We start from the raw sequence: 25,239 nt of genomic DNA on the forward strand, positions 1-25,239 counted from the left end.
CCGGGCGCATCGTTTCGCCCTCGCGTTGCGGGCGGGTGGGGCTCACCATCCGCGCACCCCGTCCCAGGCCGCGGCGAACTCCTCGCCGTTCGCGGCCTCGATCACGATCAGGCCGTCGCCGGCCGACACCGGGGCCGCGTCCCGGTCGCCGAACAACCCCGCCATGACCACCGGGTAGGGGCCGCGCAGTGCACTCACCGAGCCCAGATCGCCGCGGCCACCCGGCCCGGTCAGGAAGACGAGGGTGTCACCGAGCCGCCCGGCCCGCATCCGGCGCAACGTCGTGTCGAGGTCCCCCGCCCGCAGCGTGGCCTCGGTCAGCACGTCCAGATAGGGCCCGGCCGGCACGGACGTCACCAGGTGCAGACTCACCGGCAGGTCTTCGCGGACCGCCGCCGCCACGATGGACGCCGCCGCCTCACACGCCGACTCGAACGACTCCGCGATCCCGTCGCGGCCCCGCGGATGAGCCACCGCCCGGTCGTCGAGCAGCACCACGATCGTCGGCTCCGAGGTGTCGAGCTGCTCGCGCACCATCAGCTCGCCCACCTTCGCCGAACTGCGCCAGTGCACCCGCCGCAACTCGTCACCGACCACATATTCGCGCAGCGAGTCGAACGTGATCGTCCCGTGCGGAACCTTGTCGATCCGCCCGTCGAGACTGCGCGCCATCCCCGCCGGGACCGCCCGCAGCAGATGAATCCGCGGATGCACCCAGACCTTGGCCACCCCACCATAGGTACGCCCGAGCCGGATCAGCCCGAGCGGATCCCCCCGAGTGACCCGCAGCGGCCCGACCGGCACGATGCCACGCCGGCTGGTCGGCACCGGATACTCGACCGTCGTGTCCTTGCCGGGCCGCAGCCGCAGCAGCGGAACCGGCACACTGTCCGCCCCACAACGGTCGCTGGCCACCAGGTTGGCCGCCCGCAGCCGACTGGTGTTGCGCACCGTGAGCGTCATCCGAGCCGGTTCCCCACGGGCCACCCGATCCGGATCAGCCACCCGCTCGACCCCGAGACGAGGCCGCCAGAACGCGAAGACCACCCCACACACCACCGCCACGAAGGCAACCGCACCGAGCAGAGCCAGATCCGGATAGCCGAACCGGAACCCGCCGAGCATCAACAGACCGGCCCCGAGCCCCAACCCGACCCCCCGAGCCGTGACCCCACCGTCCCCCCACCCACGTAAGGCGGGCAGCGTGCGCCCGGTGAGCAGCCTTCGCCCGCCGCTGAGAAGGCGGCCGGTCGACGGGCGGGCGCTCGACGGGGCGGTGCCCGACAGGCCGGTGCTCGACGGGGTGGCACTCGACAGGGCGGCGCTCGACGGGGCGGTGCTCGACAGGCCGGCACTCGACAGGCCGGCGCCGGGCAGGCGGCCGGCGGATGGGTCGCCGGCGGGAGCGTCGCCGCCGGAAGGGGAAGCGGCGTTGAAAGGGGAAGCGGCGTCGGAAGGGCCGCTACTCGACGAGCCGCTGTTGGCAGGGGCGCCGCTCGACGGGGCGGCGCTGGGAAAGCCGGGGCCCGACCGGCCGCCGCCCGACGGGCTGGCGCCCGACGGGCTGGCGCCCGACGGGCTGGCGCTGGAAGGGGTGGGGGTCTGGTTGCGCTGGTGGGAAGCGGTGCCGGTGTGGCCGCGGCCGTTGGGACCCGCACCGCGCGCATCGGTTTTGACCGGAATGTCGCCTGCGGGGCCGGCCTGGTTCGGCGAGCCGCCGGGCCGGGTCGGACCCTCGCCGTGCTGGGTCGGACTGTCGCCGCCCTGGGTCGGACCGTCGCCGGCCGGCGGAGCGCTGCCGGCCGGCGACGGCGTTACGGTCCCCGCTGGTTTCGAGTGTGCCGTTCCAGGTGCTGAAGTGACGCCTTTCGGGCCGGCTGCCGCTTTGCCCCCGGTGCCAGCATCAGCGGTGGCGCCGGTCCCGACGCGGGCCTCGGCACCAGCACCAGGACCAGCACCGGTCCCAGACCCGGCTTCCGCGGTCATGGCCCGGCCTCCTCGGTCATGGCCGCCTTGGGCCTGGCCGCCTTGGGCCTGGCCGCCTTGGGCCTGGCCGCGGCTTTCTTGGTCACGCTCCGGCCGGGATGCGGTTGCCGTCGGGCAGCGGCACCGGCACTGAGCGGATTGCGTCGTCGAGCACCTCGGTGGCGGTGATGCCGCGCAGCTGGGCGTCGGCGGAGAGCAGCACGCGGTGGGCGAAGACCGGGCCGATCAGTTCCTTGAGGTCTTCGGGCAACACGTAGCCGCGGCCGTTGATCAGGGCGAACGCGCAGGCGGCCCGGGTCAGGGCGATGACGCCGCGGGGGCTGACGCCGACGCGGACCTGCGGGTGGTTGCGGGTGGCGGTGGCGAGGCGGACGGCGTAGCCGTACAGCGGGTCGGCGATGTGCACGTGGGTGGCCATCTTGACCATCTCGCCGATCGTCGTGGTGTCGGTGATCGGTTCGAGGTTGTCGGGTGAGCGCAGCGCCGCGCCGCGCAGCACCTCGATCTCGACCTCCTCGCTGGGGTAGCCGACCGAGAGTTTGACCAGGAACCTGTCGAGCTGGGCTTCCGGAAGGCGGTAGGTGCCGTCCATCTCGACCGGGTTCTGGGTGGCGACGACGAGGAACGGTTGGGGCACCGGGTGGGGCACGCCGTCGACCGTGACCCGGCGCTCCTCCATGACCTCGAGCAGCGCGGACTGGGTTTTCGGGGAGGCCCGGTTGATCTCGTCGGCGATGACGATGTTGGCGAAGACCGGGCCGGGGTGGAACTCGAAGCCGCGACTGGCCTGGTTGAAGATCGTCACGCCGGAGACGTCGGAGGGCAGCAGGTCGGGGGTGAACTGGATGCGCCGCCACTGGCCGTGGATGGACGCGGCGAGGGCACGGGCGAGGGTGGTCTTGCCGACGCCGGGCACGTCCTCGAGCAGGACGTGCCCTTGCGCGAACAGGGCGGTGAGGGCGAGCCGCACCACGTCGGCCTTGCCCAGCACGACCGAGCCGATCCGGTCGGCGAGTTGGGCGGCCACCTGGGCGAAACCCAGGATGTGTTGCGGGGGCAGCGGATCGTTTTGCACGGGGCTCAGTCCTCAGCAGGTGGCCAGGTCGTTGAGGTCGTCCCCGCCTTCGAGGTTGAGCCACGCCCAGGGGATGTAGTTCTTACCGCTGTAGTTGACCTGGACCCACCAGGTGCTGACCTTGTTGTGGTTGTAGATGTACGCGTCGACCTTCTTGCCGGTCTTCTTGCAGTACGCCTGCAGACGGGTGCCCGGCTCGGCCCAGCCGACCTGCTTGTCGTTGTCCTGGTCGGTGATGCTGAAGATCTCGTTGCCGTTGCGGCCGGAGACGTCCTTGTCGCAGTAGGTGGCGGTTTCGCCGTTCTCGCCGTTGTTGCAGGTGGCGATGCCGTAGCGGTAGTCGGTGGTCTTGGTGGCCTTGGCGGTGACCGAGCCGGCCGCATTTTTGGCGGTGACGGTGAACGTGTAGGACGTGCCCGCGGTCAGCTTGGTGACGGACAGTTTGGTGCAGCTGCCCGAGGATCCCGTGCCACCGGTCGAGGCGACGGAGCAACCGGCGGTGCCGCCGCCCTGGTCGACGGTGAACGAGACCGCTGCCGAGTCGACCGCCGGATCGACCCCGGTGATCGTCACCTGCGGCGGGGCGACGGTCTTGGCGGTCGCCGTGCCGGGGTCGCCCTCGCCGGCCTCGTTGACCGCCCGCACCTCGACGGCGACGGTCTCGCCCGCGCCGAAACCGGTGAGGGTCGTGGAGGTGCCGTTGGTGACGTCCGTCGACTTGTCGCCGGCTTTCACCACGTATTTGCTGATGGCGCGTCCGTTGTCGGCGGGTGCCTGCCAGGCGACCGTAATCGCGCCGGCGGTCTCGGCGACCGTGGCGGCGTCGACGTTGGTCGGCTTGGCGGGTTTGCTGTAGGGCACGACACTGCCGCTGACCGGTGACGTCTTCGAGCCGGCGCCGCGTTCGTTGACCGCGACGACGGTGAACGCGTATTGCTTGCCGTATTCGAGCTGACCGTTGGCGATGGTCAGCGAGGTGCCGGTGGCGTCGCCGATCGGGGCGCTGCCGCCCTCGGAGACGGCGGTGACCGTGTAGCGCTTGATCTCCAGGCCTTGGCCGTTGGCGGCCGGCCAGGTCACCACGACGGTGCCGTCGGGTTTGGCCTCGGCGGTCACCGCGGTCGGGGCGTCGGGCACCTCGGCGGTCGGCTTGACACTGTTGCTGGTGCGGGCCGGGCCGTCGCCCTTGCGGTTCACCGCGTGCACCGCGAACTGGTAGGTCTCGCCGTTGGTCAGGCCGGTCACGGTCAGCGAGCGCTGGTCGGCGCCGACCTGGAACGTACGGCCGGCGCCCTCCACCACGTACTTGCTGATGGCGGCGTGGTTGGAGTCGGCCGCCTGCCAGGTCACCCGGGCCTCGGCGTTGCCGGCGGCGGCCCGCACGTTGCGCGGTGCTCCCGGCTTGGCCTCGACCGGCTTCTTCGGCTTGGGCGGGGGCGGCGGATCCTGCTGCGGCGTCTGCGGCGGGTCGCTGCCGAGTACGTCGTCGGCGTATTTGTCGACGGTGCGCACACCGTGGTTGTTGTCGACGACCCGTGCCGTGGCGGAGCCCGGGGCGTTGATGAACAGGTAGCCCTCGCGTACGTCGAGTTCGAGCGCGCCGCCCGGTTTCTTGAAGTCGATGTCCTTCTGCGCCTTGCCGCCCGAGTCGAAGACGTGAACCTTGCCGGTGGCCGAGTCGGCGACGTAGAAGTAGCCCTCCCAGGCGACGGCGGGTTGCAGTTCGTCGCCGCTGCCGGGGACGGTGAAGTCGGTGCGCACGCCCTGCTCGCCGACCACCCAGACGTGCCGCGAGTCGGTCACGGTGACCGGCACGGACGCGCCGTCGGTGTGGGTGGCGAGGGTGCCCGGCCCGGTCAACGGCAGCGGTGACTTCAGCGGTTTCGCCTCACCGCGGATCGTGAAGAGATCGTTGGTGGTGCGGTCGAGCACGGCCACGCCGTCTTCCAGAGTGGACACGGCCAGGTCATGGCTCTGCACGGCGACGGCTTCCGACCGTACGATGGCTGGGCCTTTGGAGTCGCCCGGCCCTTGGGAGGGAAGCGCCGCAGGCGCGATCGCCGTGACCGTTCCCTCGCTGGGCGCCGCGATCCACAGCTTGCCCTTGCCGTCGAAGACGCCGCCGGTGATGCCCGGCGGGAAGCGCAGCGGGTTGCCGATCGGGCCCAGCGTGCGCGGGTCGAGCTGCTGTACCTGCCCCTGGACGGTGTCGACGACGAACGCCGCGTCGTCGTCGAGGGCCACCCGCACGCCCAGACCGGGGCTGGACGAGTTGGACCAGAATTCCTGCAGGGTGGTCAGGTCCATCGAGCCGATCGCGCCGGTGTTGACGTCGCGCAGCAGCACGAACCGGTCGGTCTGGCTCACCTCGAGCGCGTGTCCGCGCGCGTTGGGCACGTCGACGCGGGTGTCCACCTTGGCGGTCACCCCGTTGATCCGGGCGACCTCGCCCTGGGCCCGGCTCCACACCCACGACGCCGCGTCGAAGCTGGCCACAGCCTGGTCGGCCGAGCCCAGCCCGAGCACGGTGAGCCCGAGCCCGCCGGCGAGACTGAGGACGGTCCCCATCGTGACGAGGTAGCCGCGACTACGCCACCGACGTCGCTGCGCGGTCGCCCGCACACCCTCCGTGGTGCCGCTATCTGCGCTGCTCACTCCCGTGATCCTCCCCCTGGTACGGACCCCCTCCGTAAGGACGAAGGCCACTATAGGGGGCCGTGGATGGCTGAGGTAACCCGGAAGTCACCGTTGTGGACAACTGCGATCGCCCACAGTGATCTTTTACTGGGTGGCCGACGGCGCCGGCCGGCTCGTGCAGGCCTGCTGCGAGGTGGCGAACTTGTTGTTGCGATAGACCGCCACCACCGCGAAGCAGTAGTTCAGCGCCGGATTGAGCGCACTCACCTCATAGGTCGTCTGCCCAGGTCCCAGCGTCGTCACCGGCTTCAGCTGCTCCCCCGGATGCCCCATCGCGACGAGGAACGAGACCGTCCCGTCGGTCGGATCCACCCAAGTGATCTTGATGGTGGACCCGTTGTCGACGATCTTCACCCCGGCCGGCGGCGACCCACCCAGAGTTGGCACATCGGAATTGTCGCCCCGGTCACTCGACCGATCGGCAAGCACAAAAACCAGCGCGGCCACCGCGATCACCGCCGCCAGAACAGCGGCAATCGCCGCGAAGATCCCCATCCCCCGCTTTTGGTACGACGATGGTGGCGCCTCCGTTGAGTACGCGGGTGCAGCGCCCTGCCCCCACACGGGCGACGCCGAGTCGGACCGGATGATCGCCGGCTCGCCCTGCTGAGGCACCAGCGGATGCGGCGCGGGCGTCGGCGGCGCCGTCGACTGCGGCACGGGCGTCGGCGGCACTGTTGACTGCGGCGCGGTCGACTGCGGCACCGTAGGCGGCGGCACCGTCGACTGCGGCGCGGGCGTCGGCGTCGGCGGCGAGCCCCAGGCCTGCGGCTCGAAGTAGCCCGGTCCGGGATCCTGCCGGGGCGCCCGCGTGCCGAACCGCACCGGCGCCACCCCCGGCCGAGGCAGCCCGCCATCCCCCCGCGGGGTGATCGCCGGGTGGACCGCTGTCGGTTCCTCGAGCGGGTTCGGCGGCGTCTCCTGAGCTGGACTCACGTCCGGCGTAGTGGATCGCACCTGCTGGCTGTCCGGAGCGGGCGGCTCCTGCTCCCCTGCCGGCACGTCCGTCCCCTGGTCGGCCGTCAGCCCGACCGGGGTGGGGGGATCCTCGGCGGGGGCCGGTGGGGGGTTCGCCGACGTGAAGCGCGGCTGCCAGGTGGAGTCGCTGGGCATGGAGGGCAGGGGCGGTGCCGACTGCGGTTGGGTCGCGGCCCCGTCGCGTACCTCCGCCGGTGTTTCCTGCCCCAGATAAGCCCGCGCCCGCGCGACCGCCTGATGCCCCGCACCCAGCGTGGCCGGCCCCAACTCAGCCACCCGACTGAAGGCTTTACGCGCTTCGTGGCGATTGCCGAGCTCCTCCGCAACCACCCCGATGTCGTGCGAGATCTCCAACATGAGCGCATTCGCGTCGCCCAACCGCCAGAGCCCCGCCGCGTACGCCTCCTCGAGCACCCGCCGAGCCGCCATCGGATCGTCGGCCTTCTGCAGAACCGTCCCCAGCTGGTACGCCGTGGCCAGAACGTCCGGATCATCCTCGGACAGGTTTATCTTCCCGAGCTCCACCGCGCGCTCGAGCACAGCACGAGCCCCCACCAGATCGCCCGAGTCGACGAGAGCTTGAGCGCGCTGCCGCGCGGGAGTGAGCGGAGACGGCTGCGACACCCGAGCCATGCTGCCGGTTGCGCCCGTTCTGCGCCAGGGAGGACACCCCTGGGTGGTTGTATGCCCCAGAATGTCCGCGCCCCCACCCTCCCTGCACCCCCACTTCGGGGCCGTGTACAGTTCTCTCCTGTGCGGCTCGCCGGACACGCGATACTCGGTGCGAAACCGGGCATCAGTGCAGGTAGAGTCGTAGTGCAGGTCCGGGTGGCGGAATGGCAGACGCGCTAGCTTGAGGTGCTAGTGCCCTTTATCGGGCGTGGGGGTTCAAGTCCCCCTCCGGACACATATCAAAGACACGAAGATCGGCCGGGGTTGCGACCTCGGCCATCAGTGTTTCTGGGCCAGGTTGGTAGGTCATCCGCAGGCCGAGGCGGCTGTACAGCTCGGCGCGGTCGCGCGGGTCGGCGTCCCGGAGCAGGCTGAGAAGATCTTTGAACGCCTCGGCGATGGCGTCGAGTTGTTCGGTAGGCATGCGCTGCGGTGGCGCCTCGGTGAGGCCGAGTCGGGCCTGAGCTGTCCTCTTGATCGCGGTGGTTTCGGCGATCCAGCCGGCGATGAGCGCAGGGTCGCCGCCCGCATCGAGGGTGGCGCGGTATCCGTTGATCTTTCGGTCGGCTTCGGTGATGGTCCGGCGCAGCTTTTCGATCTCGCCAGCGTCGCCGTAGGCGGCGAGCGCGGCGCGATGTTGCGCTTCCGCCACGCGGCGGAGGTTGTCGGTGAGACTTCCCCCGGTCAACTCGTCGCGGAGGAACTCGTCGACCGGGCGGATGATCGCGTCCTCGCGCAGGTAAAGCGCGGGCGGATGGCTGATCTGGCGCTGGCGGACGAAGTCACGGCTGGCGGTGCAGCGGTAGTAGAGGCGTCCGTGGTTGGGGTTGCCGACCATCTTGCGGTCGCACAGGCCGCAGGTGATCAGGCCCCGGAAGAGGTACGGCTTGCCGGTGTGGCGGGGCGCCCTGCCGGTGTCGCTGTTCGTGCCGCGCCTCTTGATCGTCTGCTGGGCGCGCTCATAGAGGTCGGTGCTGATCAGCGGCTCGTGCGCCTCGATACGGGACCAGGCCCATTGACTCGGGTCGTTCCAGCGGTGGCGGTTCTCGTGGCCGAGCGCCACGTCTTCCACGTCGATCAAGACCTCATCCGTGCGCGCCCGGTTCCAGACCTGACGGCCGGTGTAGCGCGGGTTCAGCAGGATCGCGCGGATGGCGGTGGTCTCCCAGACCTGCGCGTGCCGGTGCGGGTTGCGCGCCCGGTCGTAGGCCGACGGGCACGCGATGCCGTCCTGGGTGAGGCCACGCGCAATCGAGGTCATGCCCCGCCCGGCGACGTACTCGGTGAAGATCCTCTGCGCTACCGGTGCCGTGACCGGGTCGGGTTCGAGCCGGTGGAGCCGCTTGCCCTCGGCGGCCTTGCCGGGGTTGGGGTGCGGGCCGGCGTCGGCGAGCCGGTAGCCGTAAGGCGGCCGGCCGCCGAGATAGCGGCCCTCCAACTCCGTCTGCGCCTTCATCGCCGACCGGACGCGGACCTTGATCCGGTTGCGCTCCCCCTTGCTCATGCCGCCGTAGAGCGCCATCACGAGATCGTGGGCGTCCGAGCCGGGATCGATAGCGCCACCAATCTCAGGCACCCACATGCTTACGCCGTAGTGCACGAAGACAGGAAAGGTCATGCCGAACTGGCTGCCGTAGAACGCGCGCTGCGGCTCGCCGATCACCACAGCGTCGAAGTCCCGCCCTGCGCTCTTGATTGTGTCGAGCAGGCGCAGCGCTTCGGGACGCCGCTTCCATGGCAGCGAGCGCGACTGCCCAATGTCGAAGAACTCAGCAACGACCTCTCCGCCGCTCGGCTCAATCAGGCTGCGAGCGCGAGAGAGCTGCCAGGCTTTCGACGCCTGCGGATCCTGTTGGTCTTCGGTCGACACGCGTCCGTAGAAGGCGAACCTCATGTCTGCCGAGTCTTCCGGGCGCGTTCGATGATGCGCCACAGCACGTCAGCGGCGGCATCGGAGATCGGGACTTCTAGGGACGTCTTGAGCTGCCCGTTCTCGATTTCGAGGGTCGTACACGTTCGTATACTGCGATTTCTCCTCTCGTCGGTGCGGTCTTCGGAAGTGATCGTGAGGCCTCCTCTCTGATCGGTGAGAATGTGGGCGTGTCCCGGCAATGCTGGGCCGCGCGGTTTGGAGTGACGGTATGGATCCGACAGAGTTCGATGCGCTTGCCGAAGGGATGCATGCAAAGTCGGCTGCATCGCAGGCCAACTACGGCTTCGCGCTCATTGACGGGCGAGTCGCCGGCGATGACGAGATCGCCTTTGTCGAGCGGCGGATGGGCGTAGCCCTGCCGACCGCATTCAAGGCGTTCATGCGGAGCTACGGCGGCGGCATGTTCGGCTTTATCGACCTGCTGCCGATCGTCGTCGAGCCGGACGGGCGTGAAGACGATCTCCTGACGGTCAACGATCGCGAGTTCCCCGATCGCAGCTTCGTCGCGGTCGCGCCGGTCGGCACAGGTGACTACTGGGCTTTCCCAGTGGCTGACGGGCGCTGCCGCGACGAGGTTTGGTTCTGCTTCCATGACGGCGGTGAACCGGAGGCCGTCGCCGCCGACTTCCTTGAGTTCGTCGCGAGCCACGGGCTCAAGTCGTGACGTGGGTCGTCGTCCGTCCGCTCGTCCGTCCGCGCGTTAATATGCGCAGACGCGCGCGAGCGGACGGACGTCCGCGCGGAAGATCGGGTCAGGCGCGCCAGCGTCCGCGTGAGACCTGCCGGGCACGGCCGGCGGCGGCGAGCGCTTGGAGCCGGTCGTAGATCCAGGTGCGGCGCATGCCGGTCACGTCGATGAGTTCCGGGATCGTGAGTCCGTCGTCGGGTGCCCCGCCGAGCGCTGTCAGGAGCGCTTGTTCCGGATCGTCGGTGCCGGATGACGGTGGTTCGATGGCACGCGGCTGGTGGTCGATGGCGGCCTGGGAGAGCGGGTCGAGTTCCGGGCGCTGGTCGGCGTACCGGGCGGCGGTCTCCCGCACGTGCTCGTCGGTCACGAGGTAGGCGCGGGCGCGGCGCGGCTGGTTGTGTCCGTCGGCGAGGACGTAGAACTTGCCGGGCGCGTCGAGGGTATGGGCGTGCCAGCCGGCGGCGAGCATTCCCTTGTCAAGGATGAGGTCGACGTCGCGGCGCTCCCGCACGCGCAGGCAGACCCGAACGCTCATCTGCGAACGCAGCGCTCCCCCACCCATAGCCTTCTGCGTCGGGCGCTGGGTCGCGGCGAGCAGGTCTACGGCGACGGCACGGCCGCGCCGGGCGACCGATTCGGCGTACGCGACGGCGGCCGGCGCCGTGTCGGCGAGTTCGGCGTACTCGTCGATGACGATGACCAGCGCCGGTACGGCCGGTGTGGGTTCCCAGACGCGGATGTTGTCGCGGCTGGCCGCGTGGGCGCGGGCGTCCAGCACCGTTACGGCGTCGGCAAGCAGCCGGGTTGCCTCGTCGGGTGTGGTCGCGAGCCGGGCCAGGCAGGACGCCCACGGTCGTAGCTCCATGCCGCCCTTGAGGTCGATGCCCCACAGGACCACGTCGGAGCAGGCAGCGAGGTTGCCGAGCACGACGTTCAGGACGCCGCTCTTGCCCGAGTCGGTGGTGCCGCCGATCAGGGCGTGTCGCCGAAGCAACGGCACGCGGACGGTAGTCGCGTCCTCGAAGACGCCGAGTTCGATCGGATCGGCCAGCGATCGAGCTGCCGGTCCGGGCCACGGGATCGCGCCGGCGTGTGGGTCGACGGCGAGGACGCGCATCGTGCAGCGGCCGGCGTGCGCCGGATCCTGCTCGACGCGGACGGCACCGGGACGCGTTCCCAAGGCCGACTCGATGGCCGGGATGCGGGCGACGACGTCCGCGACGCTCTGGCCCGGCCGGAGCTTCACGCGTCCGCGCCAGCCCCAGGTGTCCACGACGGCCGACATGATGCGCGATCCGTCGAGCCCGATCGTGTCCGCCAGATCGGGCCAGGCATGGATAACCCGATCGACGCGGACCCGTGCTCGGCGGCGGCGGTGCGCCCACCACGGAATGCCGAGCACCAAGACGGCGAGCAGGAGAACGGTCGGAAGAGGCTTAGTACCAGGACCAACCGCGGTCGCGGTGGCGAGCCAGCCGCCCGCCACGGCCGTGGTCGTAGCCGCATAAGCGCGTTCTGCGGGGCGGCGAATGCGAAGGCCGGCTACCAGGGCCGTAATTGCCGCGACGAGTGCGACGGCGGGCCAGGATCCGGGGTGCTTGTGGTGGAGGACGAGTCCGGCCGCCGCGAGGACGAGTCCGACGCCGAACGGTGCGAGTCCCGAGCGGTACCGGAACAGCATCCGGCCGATAGCGGAGACGGCGGCGGCGAACAGCGATTCGTCGGGCACGAGCAGGAGCGGTTGCGGGTTGCGGCGGCTCCACCGTCGGTGCCGGCGTCCGTAGGCTCTCATTCGAGCGCGACCCCTGCCCGGTGTTGGTCGGTCTCGTCGCGGAGGTAGGCCAGCGGGTCGGACTCGCCGCCCTGGTCGGCGGAGAGGGTCGCGTTGGCGGCGGCGAGCAGGTTGGCGAAGTCTCGTCGGGTCCGGTTGAGCAGTCGGGCGAGGCGGTCGACCTCGGCGAGTAGGACAGGGATGTCACCGACGGCGGTCCACAGCGTGGTAGGCGTCTGCCTGCGTCGAGCGGCGTGTAGGTGGGTGAGAACTGCCTCCTGATCGAGGGTCGGACGCGGTGTGCGCGGTTCGTTGGTCATGGGCGGGGTGATGCCTCCTTTCGGTCGGTTTCTGCGGCGAGTTGTCGCCGTAGTTCGGTTGCTTTCGGTCCGGCGATACGGAGAACCGAGCGCAATCCGTCGCGGCTGATCGGACGTCCTGCGTGTGCGGCGCGGTGCTGGGCGTCGGCCGCGCGTGCGGCTTTCAGGAGGTCGGTATCGGTCCGGACCCGAGGACGGACCTCGGGACTGCGACTTACGGCGGTGAGCGCGTGAAGGTGTGCGGTGAGTCCGAGGACGGCGGCCGGGACGGCACCGACAAGGACGACGATCGGCCAGGAGATGGCGACGATTCCGGCGGCGATCAGGTGGTAGCCGGCGTTGCCAACGATGCTCGTCGCGATGGCCCCGATCGCGTTGGCACGGGCGAAGCTGCAGGCGTCTTCTCCGCCGACGGTCCCGGCGAGCCATACCCGGGCCGAGGTCATCGCGTATGCGTCGATCGTCACCGGCAGGAGCCAGGCGAGTTGGTCGGGCCAGCCGACAATGACCCACCAGTCGCGTCGTCCGCTCATCAGAGATCCAGTCCGGCGACGAACCCGGCCAGTGCTCGGAGTCCGTCGCCGATCGTGGGGCCGATGGATGACGCGGCGAGGTAGTACCCGAACGCCGAGCAGACCGCTGCCTGCCAGAGCGGCAGCCGGGCGTACCTCCAGAGCAGGAAGACGAAGACGCCGAGTAGGACGACGGCGGAGACGGCGATCGTCATGCGCCACGATCCTTGCGGTTGCGGCGCGTACGGATTCCCTTGTCCGCGCCGTTGTGGCTACCGCGCGCCCGGTGCCGGCGGACCCAGCGGTTGCGGGCCGTGCACTTGCGGCAGAACGTCGAGTTGCCCGCGCCGAGCTGGGCGCCGCACGCGCAGGTCGGGGCCTCGTTCGTGAAGTGTTGGATCTGCATTTCTGATCTCCTCTCGGTCGGCGATGCGTGTTCCGCATCGACGCCATTGAGAGTGCGACCAGGCGACGGGACGTGATCAGGTCATGGCTGGACGTGTTCGAGATGTCTAGCCTAGGGTTGGCGAGCTGACGGACGTCCTTTATGGGGAGACGATGCCGAACGAGCGACTACGCTCCGCAATGCTGCAACGAGGGGTTACCCCGGCTGGCCTTGCGGAAGCGATCAAAGTTGATCCGAAGAGCATCGAGCGCTGGATCAGCGGACGGATGCCGTACCGGCGTCACCGATACGCGGCGGCTGCTCACCTCGGCGTGGATGAGGTGTACCTCTGGCCCGAAGCGCTCGGCGCTGACCAGGTCGCCAGCGCCAGCGGAAGCGAGATCATCAACATTTACCCGCACCGCTGGACCGTGCCGTCCGAGCTCTGGCGCAACTTCTTCGACGATGCCGAGTCGGAGATCGGGGTCCTGGTCTACAGCGGGCTCTTCCTGTCCGAGGACGCCGGCGTACGCCGGATCTTCCGCCAGAAAGCCGAGGCAGGAGCACGCGTACGCATCCTCCTCGGTGATCCGGAGTCCGAGGTCGTGGCGCAACGCGACGCTGACGAGGGCATCGAAAGCCTCGCCGCGAAGATCAAGAACGCCATCGTGATGTACCGACCCCTGCTCAGCCTCGAAGGCGTCGAGCTGCGGTTGCACCGCACGGTGCTCTACAACTCGATCTACCGTGCGGATGAGCAACTGCTGGTCAACACGCACATCTACAGCTTCCCCGCGTCCGAAGCACCGGTCTTCCACCTGCGGCGCGTCGCCGGGGCGACCATGGTGTCGACGTACGTGGAGAGCTTCGAGCACGTGTGGGACGCCGCGATACCGCTGGAATGAGGACGACGTGGGACGACGTATCGACTACTACAACGACCCCGAGGCGCCCAAGGCCAACAGCGTCGTCCCGTCGGCGAACGTCGTCGTGGTCAACGACGACGGCGCAATCCTGCTGATCCGCCGCTCGGACAACGACAACTGGGCACTGCCGGGCGGAGGCATGGATCTCGGCGAGTCGCTGCCCACTACCGCGGTAAGAGAGACGGCGGAGGAGACCGGGATCGACGTGGAGGTGACTGGCCTAGTCGGCATCTACACGGATCCGAACCACGTCATCCTCTACACCAGCAACAACGAGGCCCGGCAGGAGTTCTCGGTGGTGTTCACCGCCCGGCCGATTGGCGGGACACCGACGCCGAGCGACGAGTCGACCGAGGTCCGATGGGTTCCGCCGGCCGAGATCGGCGCGCTGCCGATGGACCGCTCGATGCGTATGCGGATCGACCAGTACCTGACCTCACCGCTCGACATTCACCTTGGATAGCGACGGGCTCAGCGCCTTCGCGGACGTCTTCTCCGCCGTCGGCACGGTCGGCGCCTTCGGCCTCGGATTCTTGCTCCTACGTCGAGAGCACCGACGCGAAGCCGACCGCGCCGAGGACGAACGCCGCTCGCAGGCCGAACGGATCAGCGCCTGGGTAGAGCTGACGCACAGACTCGAAGGCCGCCGCGAACTGGCGTTCCACATCCACAACGCGAGCGCGATGCCCATCTACGAGGTGGAGTTGCCGCTTCCCGCCCACGACGGCGAAGAACCCCGGTCAGAGTTCGTCGGCCTCGTCCCGCCGGGCCGCACAGTCCAGCGACCCGCACCGGGAGAGTGGCTTCGGACGTACGTCGAACCAGAGCCCGTACAGATCGAATTCTTGGACAGCGCCGGCCGCCGGTGGAGCCGGGACGAGCAGGGAGCCCTTTCCCGCACGGAGTGACGTCAGCCCTCGGCGAGTGCCGCCCTGATCCTTTGCACGGACCCGATGATCAGCGGGCCTGCTTCGCTAATCGACCGGGCCACGAGGTGATCCGGCCCGTAGCGGTCCAAGATCTCCGCGAGACGCTGCTCCACTTCGATGGGCTCGCCGTCCGGGGTGGTTGTCATGTCGGCGTACGTGATGGCGTCCGATATCACGCCTCCGACCGGCGGAAACTCATCCGAGAGTTGGTCGCCGAGCCCGCGGTTCCTGCCCTCGATGAACGCGCACGAGTGGTGAGCGACCAGCCGGCAGACCAGATCATCAGCGCGGGCGACTTCCCGCAGGTAGCGAGCCCCGTCGAGCTGATGCATGCCGGTCACGACAAGGTCCGGCGAATACCCCACGTCGTGAAGCCAAGAGGCGGCGACCAGGGCCGGGCCGTCGTCACCGACCAGGGCCGCGACTGACTCGGCTTTCCGTCCGACGCCCTGGCTGTGGGACCAGCGGCGAGGGAGCGGCACGGCCAGTAATCGACGTGCAAGGTCACGGGCGCCCTCGACTTGATCCACATAGGCAGCCTAGTGCCGGGCTAGTCACCTGTCGCCATAGTCAACCCGCAAGGCGTCGGCAAGCCGGTCGGCGACCGCCGGTAGGACGTCTCCAAGCCGTACGACCGGGCTTCCCCGGTGGCCGATGGCGTCGCTCAACGCCGGGAACTCCTGGCCGACGTCGAACCCTGCATTCTCCAGCGCCTGCGCCAGCCGATCCGCCGACGATCTCGCTGCTTCCGCGTCGCTCTCCATGACGTCCCGTCCGTTCTCTCTGTTCCGCCAAGTCTTCACTCAAAGTGACGGACGCTGAACCACGCGTCGGGACGTCTAGGGACTTCTTGGCTACCATGGGGTCTCACCCAGGGATGGGAGCGGACGCATGAACCACCTGCTCGCCCGAGCACTGAGTGGCGCCAGGCTCGACATCGTCGACGTAGCCGCCCAACTTCGCGTCGACCCCAAGACCGTGCAGCGCTGGATCAGCAGCGGCCGCATCCCGTACCCCCGTCATCGCGACGCGCTGGTCAGCCTCACGGGATGGTCGGCATACGACTTGTGGCCGAGCTTGCCTCGCCCGGTCGAGCCCCTGGCCACCACCGACGAGATCCGGATCGTCTACCCGCACCGATCGGCCGTGCCGTCCGACTCGTGGTCACGCCTGCTCAGCCGGGCCGAGCGAGAGATCGACATCCTGGTCTACAGCGCAAGCTTTCTTGCCGACGACGTCGCCGTGCTCAACCTGCTGCGACAAAAGGCCAAGGGGGGCGTACGGATACGCATCGCCCTCGGCGACCCAGACGGCGAACACATCGCCAGCCGCGGGGCCGAGGAACGTATCGGCGTCGGCATGAGCGCCCGCATCCGTACCGCACTCGTCAGCCTCCAGCCACTCGCCGAAGAGCCCGGCATTGAGCTACGGCTGCACGACACCGTGCTCTACAACTCGACCTACCGCGCCGACGACGAAATGCTCATCAACTCCCACATCTACGGCCGACCCGCAGCCCAGGCGCCCGTCATGCATCTCAAGCGCACCGACGCCGAAGGCATGGTCTCAGCTCACATGACCTCGTTTGAGCGAGTCTGGGCCACGGCAAAGGCGTCAAAGCTGACGGCACCGCCAGCGATATAGACGCCCGCTACACCCGGCCGTCGGCGCGGCAGAACGCCGTACCTGTTGAACACGGCGAGCGCCGCGTACCGAGCACGGCAAGGCTCAGGCTCCGAACAGCCGAGACACAGCCCACCCGGAGTGACGACGAGATGGTCGTAAAGCGAAGCCTCCGTTCGCGCCAAGACGTCCTGGCGGCTCTCCGGCGCGCATCGCGCCTCCACCTGAACTCGACGGCCAGCATCGGAACTCGCGTTCGACAGATCAGGCTCAAAGCCAGTTCCTGTCCGGACGTCATGGCTGGCCATCCGGCTCCCTCCGTTCGTCCTCGTCTTGCCGCTCTCCCAAGGGGCCGGCTTCGGCTTCCGATATCTCCGGTTCGGGCCGATGGAGTTTCGGCCGGTGGGCGCGAACCCAGGCACCAACGTCAGCTGCGAGCCAGACCCATCCGGACGCCAACTCGGCGACAGGCGCGGGAAAGCCCTCCAGGTGCGTAATCTGATGAACGCGCTGCCGGCTGACACCCAACAGCGCCCTGATCTCGTAGTTGCCCATAAAGCGGTGTGCCTCCGAATCCAGGCACCCCACCTCGGCCGCTTCCTCATCCATCCGCAGTCCTCGGCAGTCGGTGACATCCCAGCCGCCCGGAGCGAGTCACGGACGGCCGGGCCTTACGTCACCGGTGTCCCAAGACCCACAACTCTGGAAACCGGCTACCGAAAGGCTCTCGTGACAGGACGTCCCGGTAGACCGCGTCTCCTGGGACGTCCGGAGACTTCTAGTCGTTCCCATGGGGTCCGAAGGACGGGTCTGCAACGCGGTGGTCGGTCGGCGCGGGTAGGAGGGCTCGCGATCATTTCGATCTAAACGGCTGCGGGGCAGCTCAGACTCGAAAATGCGCTCCTGCGCTGGCTAGTGCCGTGACCACGAACGTTCACGGTGTTGGATGACACGCCGCTCGGGCTGACGGCCGAGCTGCGTCGTGGCGGTCAGGCTGTGACGGTGGCAGATCCTGTACGCGTGCGGCGGCTCAGTGACCACGAGGGTCAGCAGCTGCCGAGAATCACCCGTCGAGGCACGGGTTCACCGATCCGATTACGCCGAGCCATGGTCGTGCTCGCCTCGGCCGGCGGGAACACCGTGCGGGCTATCGCCCGTCTCGTGCAGGCCGACGAGGACACGATCCGGCAGGTGATCCATCGGTTCAACGAGATGGGGATGGCCAGCCTGGACCCTAATGGGTCTTCCCGGGAGCCTGGTGGCGTTACTTGTTGATGTTGCTGGGAAAGACTCGGGCGGCAGCCGCGGGCGGGTGAGCACTCTTGGACCCTGGATCTTGAGTCCTGCACTGAGACCGTGCCCCCGCCGGCGTTGCGGGGAGGTTTGACCGTTGATGGGGTGTCGTGCCGTCCGGGCGTGATTCTGTTCGGGCCGAGCACTGATCCATTAGGGCGCGTGCTGTCCTCCTCCTGGCTGCTGACCGTTGCAGGCGAGGGTGAGGAAGGGCAACGTTGCTGTTCGTCGGTGATGACTGGGCTGAGGACCACCATGATGTGGAGTTGCAGGACGCATCCGGGCGCGTTCTGGCGCGGAGGCGGCTTGCCGAAGGCATCGCGGGGATCGCCGACCTTCACGCCCTGATCGTCGAGCGCTCCGACGGTTCGGATGCTGCGCAGCAGGTGTCCGATGCGGCGGGGGTGGTCATCGGTATCGAGACGGATCGCGGGCCGTGGGTCGAAGCGCTGATCGCCGCTGGTTACCAGGTGTTCGCGATCAACCCGAAGCAGGCAAGCCGGTTCAAGGAACGCTACGCAAACTCGGGGGCCAAGAGCGACAAGGGCGACGCGCACGCGTTGGCGGACATGGTCCGCATCGACCGGGACCAGCTGCGACCAGTCGCCGGTGACACGTCCGCGGCGCAGGCGATCAAGGTGGTCGCCCGGGCACATCAGACCATGGTCTGGGAGCGCACTCGCGCGATGCTGCGGCTGAGGTCCGCGCTTCGCGACTACTTCCCGGCCGCGTTGACCGCATACGAGCAACTCGGACTGGCCGGCGCGGACACCCTCGAGCTGCTGCAGGCGGCGCCGTCTCCAGCGCAGGCTGCTGCGCTTGATGTCGAAGTCGTCATCGCGGCACTGCGGCGGATGCACCGGCACAGAGTCCAGGCCAAGGCTGCGGCCATCACCGCGGTTCTGCGCAAGCCGCATCTGGGTCGCTCAGCGGCGGTCACCGAGGCCTACGCGTCCACAGTCAGTGCGTTGAGCGCGGTGATCGCCGTCTTCAACACACAGATCAAGCAGCTGGAGAAGCAGATCGAGACGCACTTCAGTGCCCATCCACAGGCGGGCATCTACCGATCCCAGCCCGGCATCGGGCTAATCACTGGGGCGAGGCTGCTGGCCGAGTTCGGCGACGACCCGGGCCGTTACCGCAGTGCGAAGGCGCGCAAGAACTACGCCGCGACCAGCCCGGTCACCAAAGCCTCAGGCCGCAGCAGAGTCGTTATGGCCAGGTTCGTGCACAACGATCGCTTGATCGACGCCCTGCACGCTCAAGCGTTCTCCGCGATCAACGGCTCGACCGGCGCCCGCGCCTACTACGACAAACAACGCGCCCGCGAGGTCGACCACGGGCCGGCCTTGCGGCAAGTCGCCAACCGGCTGGTCGGCATCCTGCACGGATGCCTCAAAAACGGCACCCCCTACGACGAGAACACCGCCTGGCAACATCAGCCAGCCACCTCTGCTTGACAGTCAACCGGCATGGGGTGTCTCAGTGGGCGGGTGGCCGTCCCCGCCAGATCAGTCCTGACGACGAGCAGTACATCGTCACGACGGCCAACACCCGCCCCGAAGCCTTGGGACGGCCGTTCACCCGCTGGAGCGTCCGCAAACTCGCCGACCACCTCACCACACAGGCCGCCCGCCCGATCAAGATCGGGCGCGAACGGCTGCGTCAACTGCTGACCAAACACGGCATCACCTTCCAACGGACGAAAACGTGGAAGGAATCGAACGATCCGCAGCGAGACACGAAACTGGCCGCATCGACTACGTAACCAGCAACTTTCCGCAGCGGGTGTTCGCGTTCGACGAGTTCGGGCCCCTGGTGATCCGTCCGCAGGCCGGTTCAGGCTGGGCGCCCAAGAGCCATCCGCGCAGATTGCCCGCGAACTATCACAAGCTGCACGGCGTCCGACAGTTCCACGGCTGCTACAGCGTCGGCGACGACCAACTCCGGGGCGTAGTCCACCGGCGCAAAGGCGCCGCGAACACCCTGGCCGCACTCACATCGATCCGCCGGCAACGGCCGGACGGCGCACCGATCTACGTCGTCCTGGACAACCTGTCCGCGCATAAAGGCAAGACGATCCGGGCCTGGGCGGCCCGCAACAAGGTCGAGCTGTGTTTCACCCCGACCTACGCCTCCTGGGCCAACCCGATCGAGGCCCAGTTCGGGCCGCTGCGCACCTTCGTGATCGCCGGCTCAGATCATGCGAACCATCCCACGCTGACCCGCCACCTGCACCACTACCTGCGCTGGCGCAACGCCAACGCCCGCCACCCCGACGTCCTCGCCGCCCAACGACGCGAACGCGCCCGCATCCGCAGCGAACGACAACGCCGTTGGGGCCAACCTGCCACCCCGGCAGCCTGACCCCCACCACCCCAAACGTTCGTGGTCACGACACTAGCTGCTGTGAAAGCCCTTCCCCCGGTGAGCTTGCCAGCGCCGCCCAGCTCCACAGAGTGCTCGTTCCCAGCGGGCAATGCTGCCTCAGTGAGTGTTTTAGAGGGTTGTAGCTCGGGCTTGTTGGAGGGTGCGGCGTTGCTGTCGTGCGGCGGGCTTGCCGCGGGCGACGCGACGCAGCATCTGGTTGATCGCGGCCCAGCGGATCATCTCCTCGGAGACTTCCGGGTCGCGTTCGTAGTCGCGGGCCAGCCGGCGGTGGGCGGTCAGCCATGCCAGCGTTCGTTCGACAACCCATCGCTTCCGGTGCACCTCGAACCCGCGCTGCTCGGGCGGCTTGCGGACGATGTCGATCACCATGCTCAAGGTGCGGGCGGCCCAGTCGAGTAGCCGGCCGGCGAAGCCCTGGTCAGCGAACACGAACCGGATCGGGGTGAACAGATAGACGCTCAGCAGCGCCGTTCTGGCGCCGTCACGGTCCTGCCACGACGCGGCCAAAACGGTGACGCTTACCAGCAGGCCGAGAGTGTCGGTGACGATGAATCGCTTACGCCCGTTGATTTTCTTGCCTGCGTCGTAGCCGCGGGTGTCGCGGCTGACGGTGTCGGCGGCCTTGACCGATTGCGAGTCGATGACCCCGGCCGAGGGTTCGGCGTTACGGCCCTCGGCCAGGCGGATCTGCTCACGTAGTTCGTCGAGGATCCGTTCGGTGACGCCGCGTTCCTTCCACCGCTGGAACCAGCCGTAGACGGTCTGCCAGGGAGGGAAATCCACCGGCAGTTGGCGCCAGGAACACCCGGACCGGTCGAGATACAAGATCGCGTCCACGATGTCGCGGAACGGATGCTTCGGGATCCGACCGGGTTCCTTGATCAGCGGGAGCATCGGCTCGATGATCTCCCACTGCTCATCGGTCAGATCCGACGGATACACGCGTTGACGACCCACCCTACGACCATCGCGCAGCCCTGAAGATCACCGCGGACACGCCGTCCGGCACTCCTCAGAAACACTCACTCAGTGCTAGACGCGGCCAGTGTTGCATCTCGACCTCCTTAACCGATCCCGGGGTACATGCTCGATACTTCCGCAGGAGAACATGATCATTACCTCTCGAAAATCGTCCCTTCGGACGAGCCATTCCGACCTGGGTTGCGTTAACGTGCAGAACAGGAAGATCCACTGTGGGTGGTACGATAACGGACCGTTTCACCTGGTATCTGTTGCCCACCGCATGTCCAGGTGTAGTCGCCGCTGGACGCCTCGGAGGCTGAGTCAGATGCCGGTCCGGTACATGGGAACCAAACGGTACCTCGCGGCGGATGTAAGAGCAGCGATCGAGTCGGTTCAGCCAGCTGGACCAGTGGTCGACCTCTTCTCAGGGATCGGAGCCGTGGCGTCGGCGCTCTCGCCTGACCACCATGTCATCACAAACGATGCCCTCAGTTTCACCACGGTATTAGCTCGCGCACGCTTCGGCCCCGGACGTCGAAGCGAAGCCGCTGACCTATTGCCGAGAATCTGCGCGCGTTATCGAGAGCGAGAAAACGAACTGAGGGCCGCCTACGGAACGGAGCTTGCCGCAGAATCTGCGGCGTTGAAGGGCAGCTGGGAGAAACTAGCAAGATTCATGTTGGAGCACCCACACGTTGGCACAGACGCCGATACTATGAGTTTGGCGAAGAGCCACGCCGGATCCGAAACAAGTGACCGATATAGCCTTACGACTTTGTACTTCGCTGCCGGCTACTTCAGCGTTCGCCAGGCAATCCAGATTGATTCACTGAGATGCGCCATCGACCAAGAAGCCATACGTAAAGCCGACTGGGACTGGATGACGGCTTCATGGCTTAGCTCAACAGCCTCTGTCATGAACGCACCAGGCCACACGGCGCAATATTTAAGGGTGTCGGGCGATCTCTCGCAGACGAGGGTCCGACGTGCGTGGTCCAGGGATATCTGGAACGTCTTCGTCGACCGTGTAGCTGCGTTAGTTCAGGAAGGAACACCTGATTGGCGAGCTGGTAACGTCGCCTGCAGTTTTGATGCCCTCGATTTCATCTCATCCGACGCATTAAAAGGCGCCGGCGTCGTGTATGCCGATCCTCCATACACAAAGGATCACTACTCGCGCTATTACCACGTTTACGAGACCCTTTACCGGTACGACTACCCGGCTTCGGTCGGCGCGGGCCGATATCGCGACGATCGTTTTGTCACCGACTTTTCAGTAAAATCCAGGGTAGAGGAAGCATTTGAGGCGCTTGCATCTGGTGTTAAGTCGAGGGGCCTGCCCTTGGTGCTCTCCTACCCGGATAATGGGCTGCTCGTACTCGCAGGGGTAAACCTTTTTGGCCTACTCGCGTCAAAATTCGACTCCGTTGTTCTCAGGAGCCACGCGCATAGCCATTCCACTCTCGGCGCAGCGGGCGGAAAGCAGAAGAAGAAGGCGGTGGAAAATATCTATGTCTGTTCTTGACAGAGATGTGTCGAGCCCTGACGGTACGCCCACAGAGCCCATCCCGGGACGCGACAGCCAGCGGTCCTCCGCATCTGCCTTCCACCCAGAGGGTGCCTGCAGCTTTTGGAGACTTCCCTCTTACCGAATTAACGCGATCGGCGGTCCTGCGGCCGCGCGGGGCACGGCGACGGAGTATTTTTGCACAGGAAGCGCTGATGCGACCCGTGTCTGACGACATTGAGTTCCTGCAGAATCCCAGGGCCATTGCCCGACAGGCCCGGGAGCGCCTCTCATCTCATTCCCACCGAACTGTCCCCCGCAAGGAAATACAGTCCTATGAGGACCAAGGGTGGGCGGTTGAATCCTTCGGGCAGAGAACCGCGCGGATGCGCCTACTTAAAGACGATGATGTCGCCTTCCGCGATCGGGTATGGGCGACATTTGCCCGCCTTCAATTCGATGTCATGAACTCCGGCGACGGCTTTGAGATCGGAATAAGTTCAGGAGAAAGGGCGCGATTCTCCGTTCTGGCAGCGGACAATGAGACAGCTCTAGCTATCCAGTGCGTTTCTTTCCCGGACGTTCGGTCATCGCAACTGAAGGCCGAGATTCAAGCCCTTCGCGATGTACGAATCGAAACTATTCGGGCGCTTCGACGAATCTTTCCCGACAGAAAGACGAAGGTTATACTCGCAACTAAGAATATCGCTGTCATGCCGAACGCCCAGGAACTTCTGAGTTCTGCTGACATCACTCACCTGGATGAAGAATCGGTTAGCTACTTCCTGTTGCTGGCGGACCATCTCGGTAAGGCCGCACGATTCCAGCTCCTAGGCAACTTGTTTGCTGGACAGCGAATACAGGGCCTTGACTCAGAAGTCAATGCCCTACGCGGTAAAATGGGCGGACAAACTTACTACTCATTCGCAATCGAACCTGACAGATTGCTTAAGATTGCCTACGTACTGCACCGGAACCGGGCTAACAGCGATCTTATGCCCACATACCAGCGTTTAATAAGGCGATCGAGACTTCAAGAGGTTTCTAGATTTGTCGAGTCCGGCGGGTTTTTCCCGAACTCAATCATTCTGAATCTCGACACGGGGCGGTCCCCGCGCTTTGATGCAGTATCGAAGTCAGTTGATGGACCCGTAATGGGTGTCTTGCATCTACCGCAAACATACCGTTCTGCATATATTATCGACGGTCAGCATCGGCTATATGGGTATGCCAATTCTGAGCGAGCGGCATCGGAGCTGATCCCCGTCGTAGCGTTCGTAAACTTGCCTCAGTCGGAGCAGATCCGGCTCTTTATGCAGATCAACGAGAATCAACAGGCGGTTCCAAAGAATTTGCGCAATACTCTGAATGCCGACTTGTTGTGGGAATCGGATGATCTCCGGGAGAGAAGTAGGGCTCTCAAGCTACGTATTGCTCAGCATCTAGGCGAATCGAAGGTGTCGCCCATCCATGGAAGAGTCATCCTAGGCGAGAATACGAGAACAGCATTGCGCTGTCTAACAATCGAAGCAATCAGCAATGGTTTGACGCGCGGCAACCTCGTAGGAACCTTCAATAAGGCAAGCGTCAAAGAGGTTGGAACTTTCTACGCCGGCACCAACGACGCAACTTTTGCGATTCTCGTCCCGTTCTTAGAGAGCTGCCTACGCCATATTCGCGATGAACTCTCGGCTCAATGGTTACTGGGTAGCGCTGAGGGCGGATTTGTCTTCATCAACTCTGGCGTCGAGTCCTTGCTACGAATCACTAGCGATATTGTCGACCACCTGAAACTTCAAGGAGTGGCAGATCCCCGCGTCACGCCTACGGAGGAAGTGTACAGCCAATCGCTGGTGTATCTCGACGCTGTAATCGAATACCTTCAGTCACTGGGTATCGAGCAGGCTGCGGAATACCGCCGAATGTACGGATCCGGTGGAACTACGAGGTACTGGCGACGGCTCCAACTCGCTATACGAGAAAAGCTCCCTGATTTCGATCCCCCTGGTCTGAGCGAATTCCTTGAAGACGAGGCCAAGACGTTCAACACCGAGTCCTTCAAAATGATCCGTGAGATCGAGACCTTCCTAAATGAAGACGTTGAGCGCCGGCTCAAGGAAAAGTATGGGGAGAAGAATTGGTTTGCATTAGGTGTACCGCGCAAGGTTCGTGAATCGTCGATGACATTGGCGGCCCAAAAGAATGTCGACCTTCCGCCCGACAAGCAGGTTGGATACTGGGACTGCCTTCACATGATCGATTACCACGCAATCGTCACGAATAGCCAAGAAATATGGTCAGAGCTTTTCGCCAAGCGATATACGCTTCCCGACAGCGGGAACCCTAGGGCAAGTTGGAGGTCGCGCTCCAGTTGGATGACTGAACTGAACCGAATTCGCAACGAGAACGTTCACACTTATACTGTCAAGCCAAACGAGTACGAGTTTCTTGTTAAGGTCGCGGGTTGGCTGCTGGCAGAGGAAGAGTAAGCCCATTCGGCTTTCTTTAGATGTTGGCGTCGATGTTGATCGGTGAAGACGCTTGGCGCAAAGACTCCCTTCTTGGGACCGTTGACGGCAGCCGCGAGGAT

At 66.3% G+C, this 25,239-nt stretch carries 22 protein-coding genes, 1 tRNA gene and 2 pseudogenes; 11 read left to right on the top strand and 14 right to left on the bottom strand.

All coding sequences use genetic code 11. The annotated features are described in order from the left end of the window. Nucleotides 1-42 precede the first annotated feature (42 nt). The 4 genes from Afe05nite_RS17205 to Afe05nite_RS17220 form a co-directional block, all read right to left on the bottom strand. Nucleotides 43-1,125 carry a DUF58 domain-containing protein gene (locus Afe05nite_RS17205; protein ID WP_203818115.1) on the bottom strand — a complete coding sequence of 361 codons (1,083 nt, stop codon included), beginning with the start codon at nt 1,123-1,125 and terminating at the stop codon, nt 43-45. A gap of 943 nt (nt 1,126-2,068) precedes the next feature. Further along, nucleotides 2,069-3,061 (bottom strand): AAA family ATPase, encoded by a 993-nt coding sequence (locus tag Afe05nite_RS17210; protein WP_203818116.1) that lies wholly within the window; start codon nt 3,059-3,061, stop codon nt 2,069-2,071. Between the two features lie 12 nt (nt 3,062-3,073). After that, nucleotides 3,074-5,629, bottom strand: a complete 2,556-nt coding sequence (locus Afe05nite_RS17215; protein WP_203818117.1) for a fibronectin type III domain-containing protein — start codon at nt 5,627-5,629, stop codon at nt 3,074-3,076. A gap of 213 nt (nt 5,630-5,842) precedes the next feature. Further along, complete coding sequence (locus tag Afe05nite_RS17220) at nt 5,843-7,360, bottom strand: tetratricopeptide repeat protein (protein ID WP_203818118.1); 1,518 nt, start codon at nt 7,358-7,360, stop codon at nt 5,843-5,845. A gap of 198 nt (nt 7,361-7,558) precedes the next feature. Between Afe05nite_RS17220 and Afe05nite_RS17225 the strand changes: the two genes are divergently transcribed. Next, nucleotides 7,559-7,643, top strand: a tRNA-Leu gene (locus tag Afe05nite_RS17225). On the opposite strand, the gene Afe05nite_RS17230 is transcribed toward Afe05nite_RS17225, so the two are convergent. Continuing rightward, the gene (locus tag Afe05nite_RS17230; RefSeq protein WP_203818119.1) at nt 7,608-9,302 is read right to left on the bottom strand and encodes a recombinase family protein; all 1,695 of its coding nucleotides are present in this window, start codon (nt 9,300-9,302) and stop codon (nt 7,608-7,610) included. The genes Afe05nite_RS17225 and Afe05nite_RS17230 overlap by 36 nt on opposite strands. A gap of 247 nt (nt 9,303-9,549) precedes the next feature. Between Afe05nite_RS17230 and Afe05nite_RS17235 the strand changes: the two genes are divergently transcribed. Continuing rightward, complete coding sequence (locus tag Afe05nite_RS17235; protein WP_203818120.1) at nt 9,550-10,005, top strand: SMI1/KNR4 family protein; 456 nt, start codon at nt 9,550-9,552, stop codon at nt 10,003-10,005. Between the two features lie 88 nt (nt 10,006-10,093). Here Afe05nite_RS17235 and Afe05nite_RS17240 read toward each other — a convergent pair whose 3' ends face one another. Genes Afe05nite_RS17240 through Afe05nite_RS17260 form a run of 5 tightly spaced genes read right to left on the bottom strand, consistent with a single transcriptional unit; the run spans nt 10,094 to nt 13,038 of the window. Next, nucleotides 10,094-11,821, bottom strand: coding sequence for an FtsK/SpoIIIE domain-containing protein (locus Afe05nite_RS17240; protein ID WP_203818121.1), 1,728 nt, complete (start codon nt 11,819-11,821; stop codon nt 10,094-10,096). Next, nucleotides 11,818-12,120, bottom strand: a complete 303-nt coding sequence (locus Afe05nite_RS17245) for a hypothetical protein (protein WP_203818122.1) — start codon at nt 12,118-12,120, stop codon at nt 11,818-11,820. Before Afe05nite_RS17245 ends, Afe05nite_RS17240 begins: the two co-directional genes overlap by 4 nt. Then, nucleotides 12,117-12,653 (bottom strand): hypothetical protein, encoded by a 537-nt coding sequence (locus Afe05nite_RS17250; RefSeq protein WP_203818123.1) that lies wholly within the window; start codon nt 12,651-12,653, stop codon nt 12,117-12,119. The genes Afe05nite_RS17245 and Afe05nite_RS17250 overlap by 4 nt, the downstream gene beginning before the upstream one ends. Continuing rightward, nucleotides 12,653-12,847, bottom strand: a complete 195-nt coding sequence (locus Afe05nite_RS17255) for a hypothetical protein (RefSeq protein WP_203818124.1) — start codon at nt 12,845-12,847, stop codon at nt 12,653-12,655. The genes Afe05nite_RS17250 and Afe05nite_RS17255 overlap by 1 nt, the downstream gene beginning before the upstream one ends. Next, nucleotides 12,844-13,038 carry a hypothetical protein gene (locus Afe05nite_RS17260; protein ID WP_203818125.1) on the bottom strand — a complete coding sequence of 65 codons (195 nt, stop codon included), beginning with the start codon at nt 13,036-13,038 and terminating at the stop codon, nt 12,844-12,846. Before Afe05nite_RS17260 ends, Afe05nite_RS17255 begins: the two co-directional genes overlap by 4 nt. A 311-nt stretch (nt 13,039-13,349) precedes the next feature. On the opposite strand from Afe05nite_RS17260, the gene Afe05nite_RS17265 reads away from it, so the two are divergent. From Afe05nite_RS17265 to Afe05nite_RS17275, 3 genes are read left to right on the top strand one after another with little or no spacing between them, the layout of a single operon-like run. Beyond that, nucleotides 13,350-13,922: an XRE family transcriptional regulator gene (locus Afe05nite_RS17265; RefSeq protein ID WP_239117900.1), complete on the top strand. Its 573-nt coding sequence runs from the start codon at nt 13,350-13,352 to the stop codon at nt 13,920-13,922. 7 nt (nt 13,923-13,929) lie between these two features. After that, on the top strand, nt 13,930-14,406 hold the full coding sequence (locus Afe05nite_RS17270; RefSeq protein WP_203818127.1) for an NUDIX hydrolase: 477 nt from the start codon (nt 13,930-13,932) through the stop codon (nt 14,404-14,406). Then, the gene (locus Afe05nite_RS17275) at nt 14,399-14,851 is read left to right on the top strand and encodes a hypothetical protein (protein ID WP_203818128.1); all 453 of its coding nucleotides are present in this window, start codon (nt 14,399-14,401) and stop codon (nt 14,849-14,851) included. The genes Afe05nite_RS17270 and Afe05nite_RS17275 overlap by 8 nt, the downstream gene beginning before the upstream one ends. Nucleotides 14,852-14,853: 2 nt before the next feature. Here Afe05nite_RS17275 and Afe05nite_RS17280 read toward each other — a convergent pair whose 3' ends face one another. Together Afe05nite_RS17280 and Afe05nite_RS17285 are read right to left on the bottom strand one after the other, a co-directional pair. Next, nucleotides 14,854-15,402: an HD domain-containing protein gene (locus Afe05nite_RS17280; RefSeq protein ID WP_203818129.1), complete on the bottom strand. Its 549-nt coding sequence runs from the start codon at nt 15,400-15,402 to the stop codon at nt 14,854-14,856. A gap of 24 nt (nt 15,403-15,426) precedes the next feature. Then, nucleotides 15,427-15,636 (bottom strand): hypothetical protein, encoded by a 210-nt coding sequence (locus Afe05nite_RS17285; protein WP_203818130.1) that lies wholly within the window; start codon nt 15,634-15,636, stop codon nt 15,427-15,429. Nucleotides 15,637-15,763: 127 nt separating this feature from the next. Between Afe05nite_RS17285 and Afe05nite_RS17290 the strand changes: the two genes are divergently transcribed. Further along, entirely contained in the window at nt 15,764-16,516 is a 753-nt protein-coding gene (locus tag Afe05nite_RS17290; protein WP_203818131.1) for a helix-turn-helix domain-containing protein, read from the top strand. A 273-nt stretch (nt 16,517-16,789) separates the two neighbouring features. Here the strand turns inward: Afe05nite_RS17290 and Afe05nite_RS17295 are convergent, their stop codons facing one another. Next, nucleotides 16,790-17,104, bottom strand: coding sequence for a helix-turn-helix transcriptional regulator (locus tag Afe05nite_RS17295; RefSeq protein WP_203818166.1), 315 nt, complete (start codon nt 17,102-17,104; stop codon nt 16,790-16,792). Nucleotides 17,105-17,437: 333 nt separating this feature from the next. Between Afe05nite_RS17295 and Afe05nite_RS17300 the strand changes: the two genes are divergently transcribed. The 3 genes and pseudogenes from Afe05nite_RS17300 to Afe05nite_RS17315 form a co-directional block, all read left to right on the top strand. After that, a complete protein-coding gene (locus Afe05nite_RS17300; protein ID WP_239117901.1) occupies nt 17,438-17,770 on the top strand; it encodes a helix-turn-helix domain-containing protein in 333 nt (110 codons plus the stop codon). A gap of 236 nt (nt 17,771-18,006) precedes the next feature. Next, the gene (locus Afe05nite_RS17305) at nt 18,007-19,248 is read left to right on the top strand and encodes an IS110 family RNA-guided transposase (RefSeq protein WP_203818132.1); all 1,242 of its coding nucleotides are present in this window, start codon (nt 18,007-18,009) and stop codon (nt 19,246-19,248) included. A gap of 23 nt (nt 19,249-19,271) precedes the next feature. Then, nucleotides 19,272-20,155, top strand: a pseudogene (locus Afe05nite_RS17315) (IS630 family transposase); the annotation flags it as partial. A 145-nt stretch (nt 20,156-20,300) separates the two neighbouring features. Here the strand turns inward: Afe05nite_RS17315 and Afe05nite_RS17320 are convergent. After that, nucleotides 20,301-21,154, bottom strand: a pseudogene (locus tag Afe05nite_RS17320) (IS5 family transposase); the annotation flags it as partial. Nucleotides 21,155-21,467: 313 nt separating this feature from the next. On the opposite strand from Afe05nite_RS17320, the gene Afe05nite_RS17325 reads away from it, so the two are divergent. After that, entirely contained in the window at nt 21,468-22,667 is a 1,200-nt protein-coding gene (locus Afe05nite_RS17325) for a DNA adenine methylase (RefSeq protein WP_203818135.1), read from the top strand. A gap of 206 nt (nt 22,668-22,873) precedes the next feature. Next, complete coding sequence (locus Afe05nite_RS17330; RefSeq protein ID WP_203818136.1) at nt 22,874-25,138, top strand: DGQHR domain-containing protein; 2,265 nt, start codon at nt 22,874-22,876, stop codon at nt 25,136-25,138. The last annotated feature ends 101 nt before the right edge of the window (nt 25,139-25,239 follow it).

This window comes from Paractinoplanes ferrugineus, assembly GCF_016862195.1.
Lineage (GTDB): Bacteria > Actinomycetota > Actinomycetes > Mycobacteriales > Micromonosporaceae > Actinoplanes > Actinoplanes ferrugineus.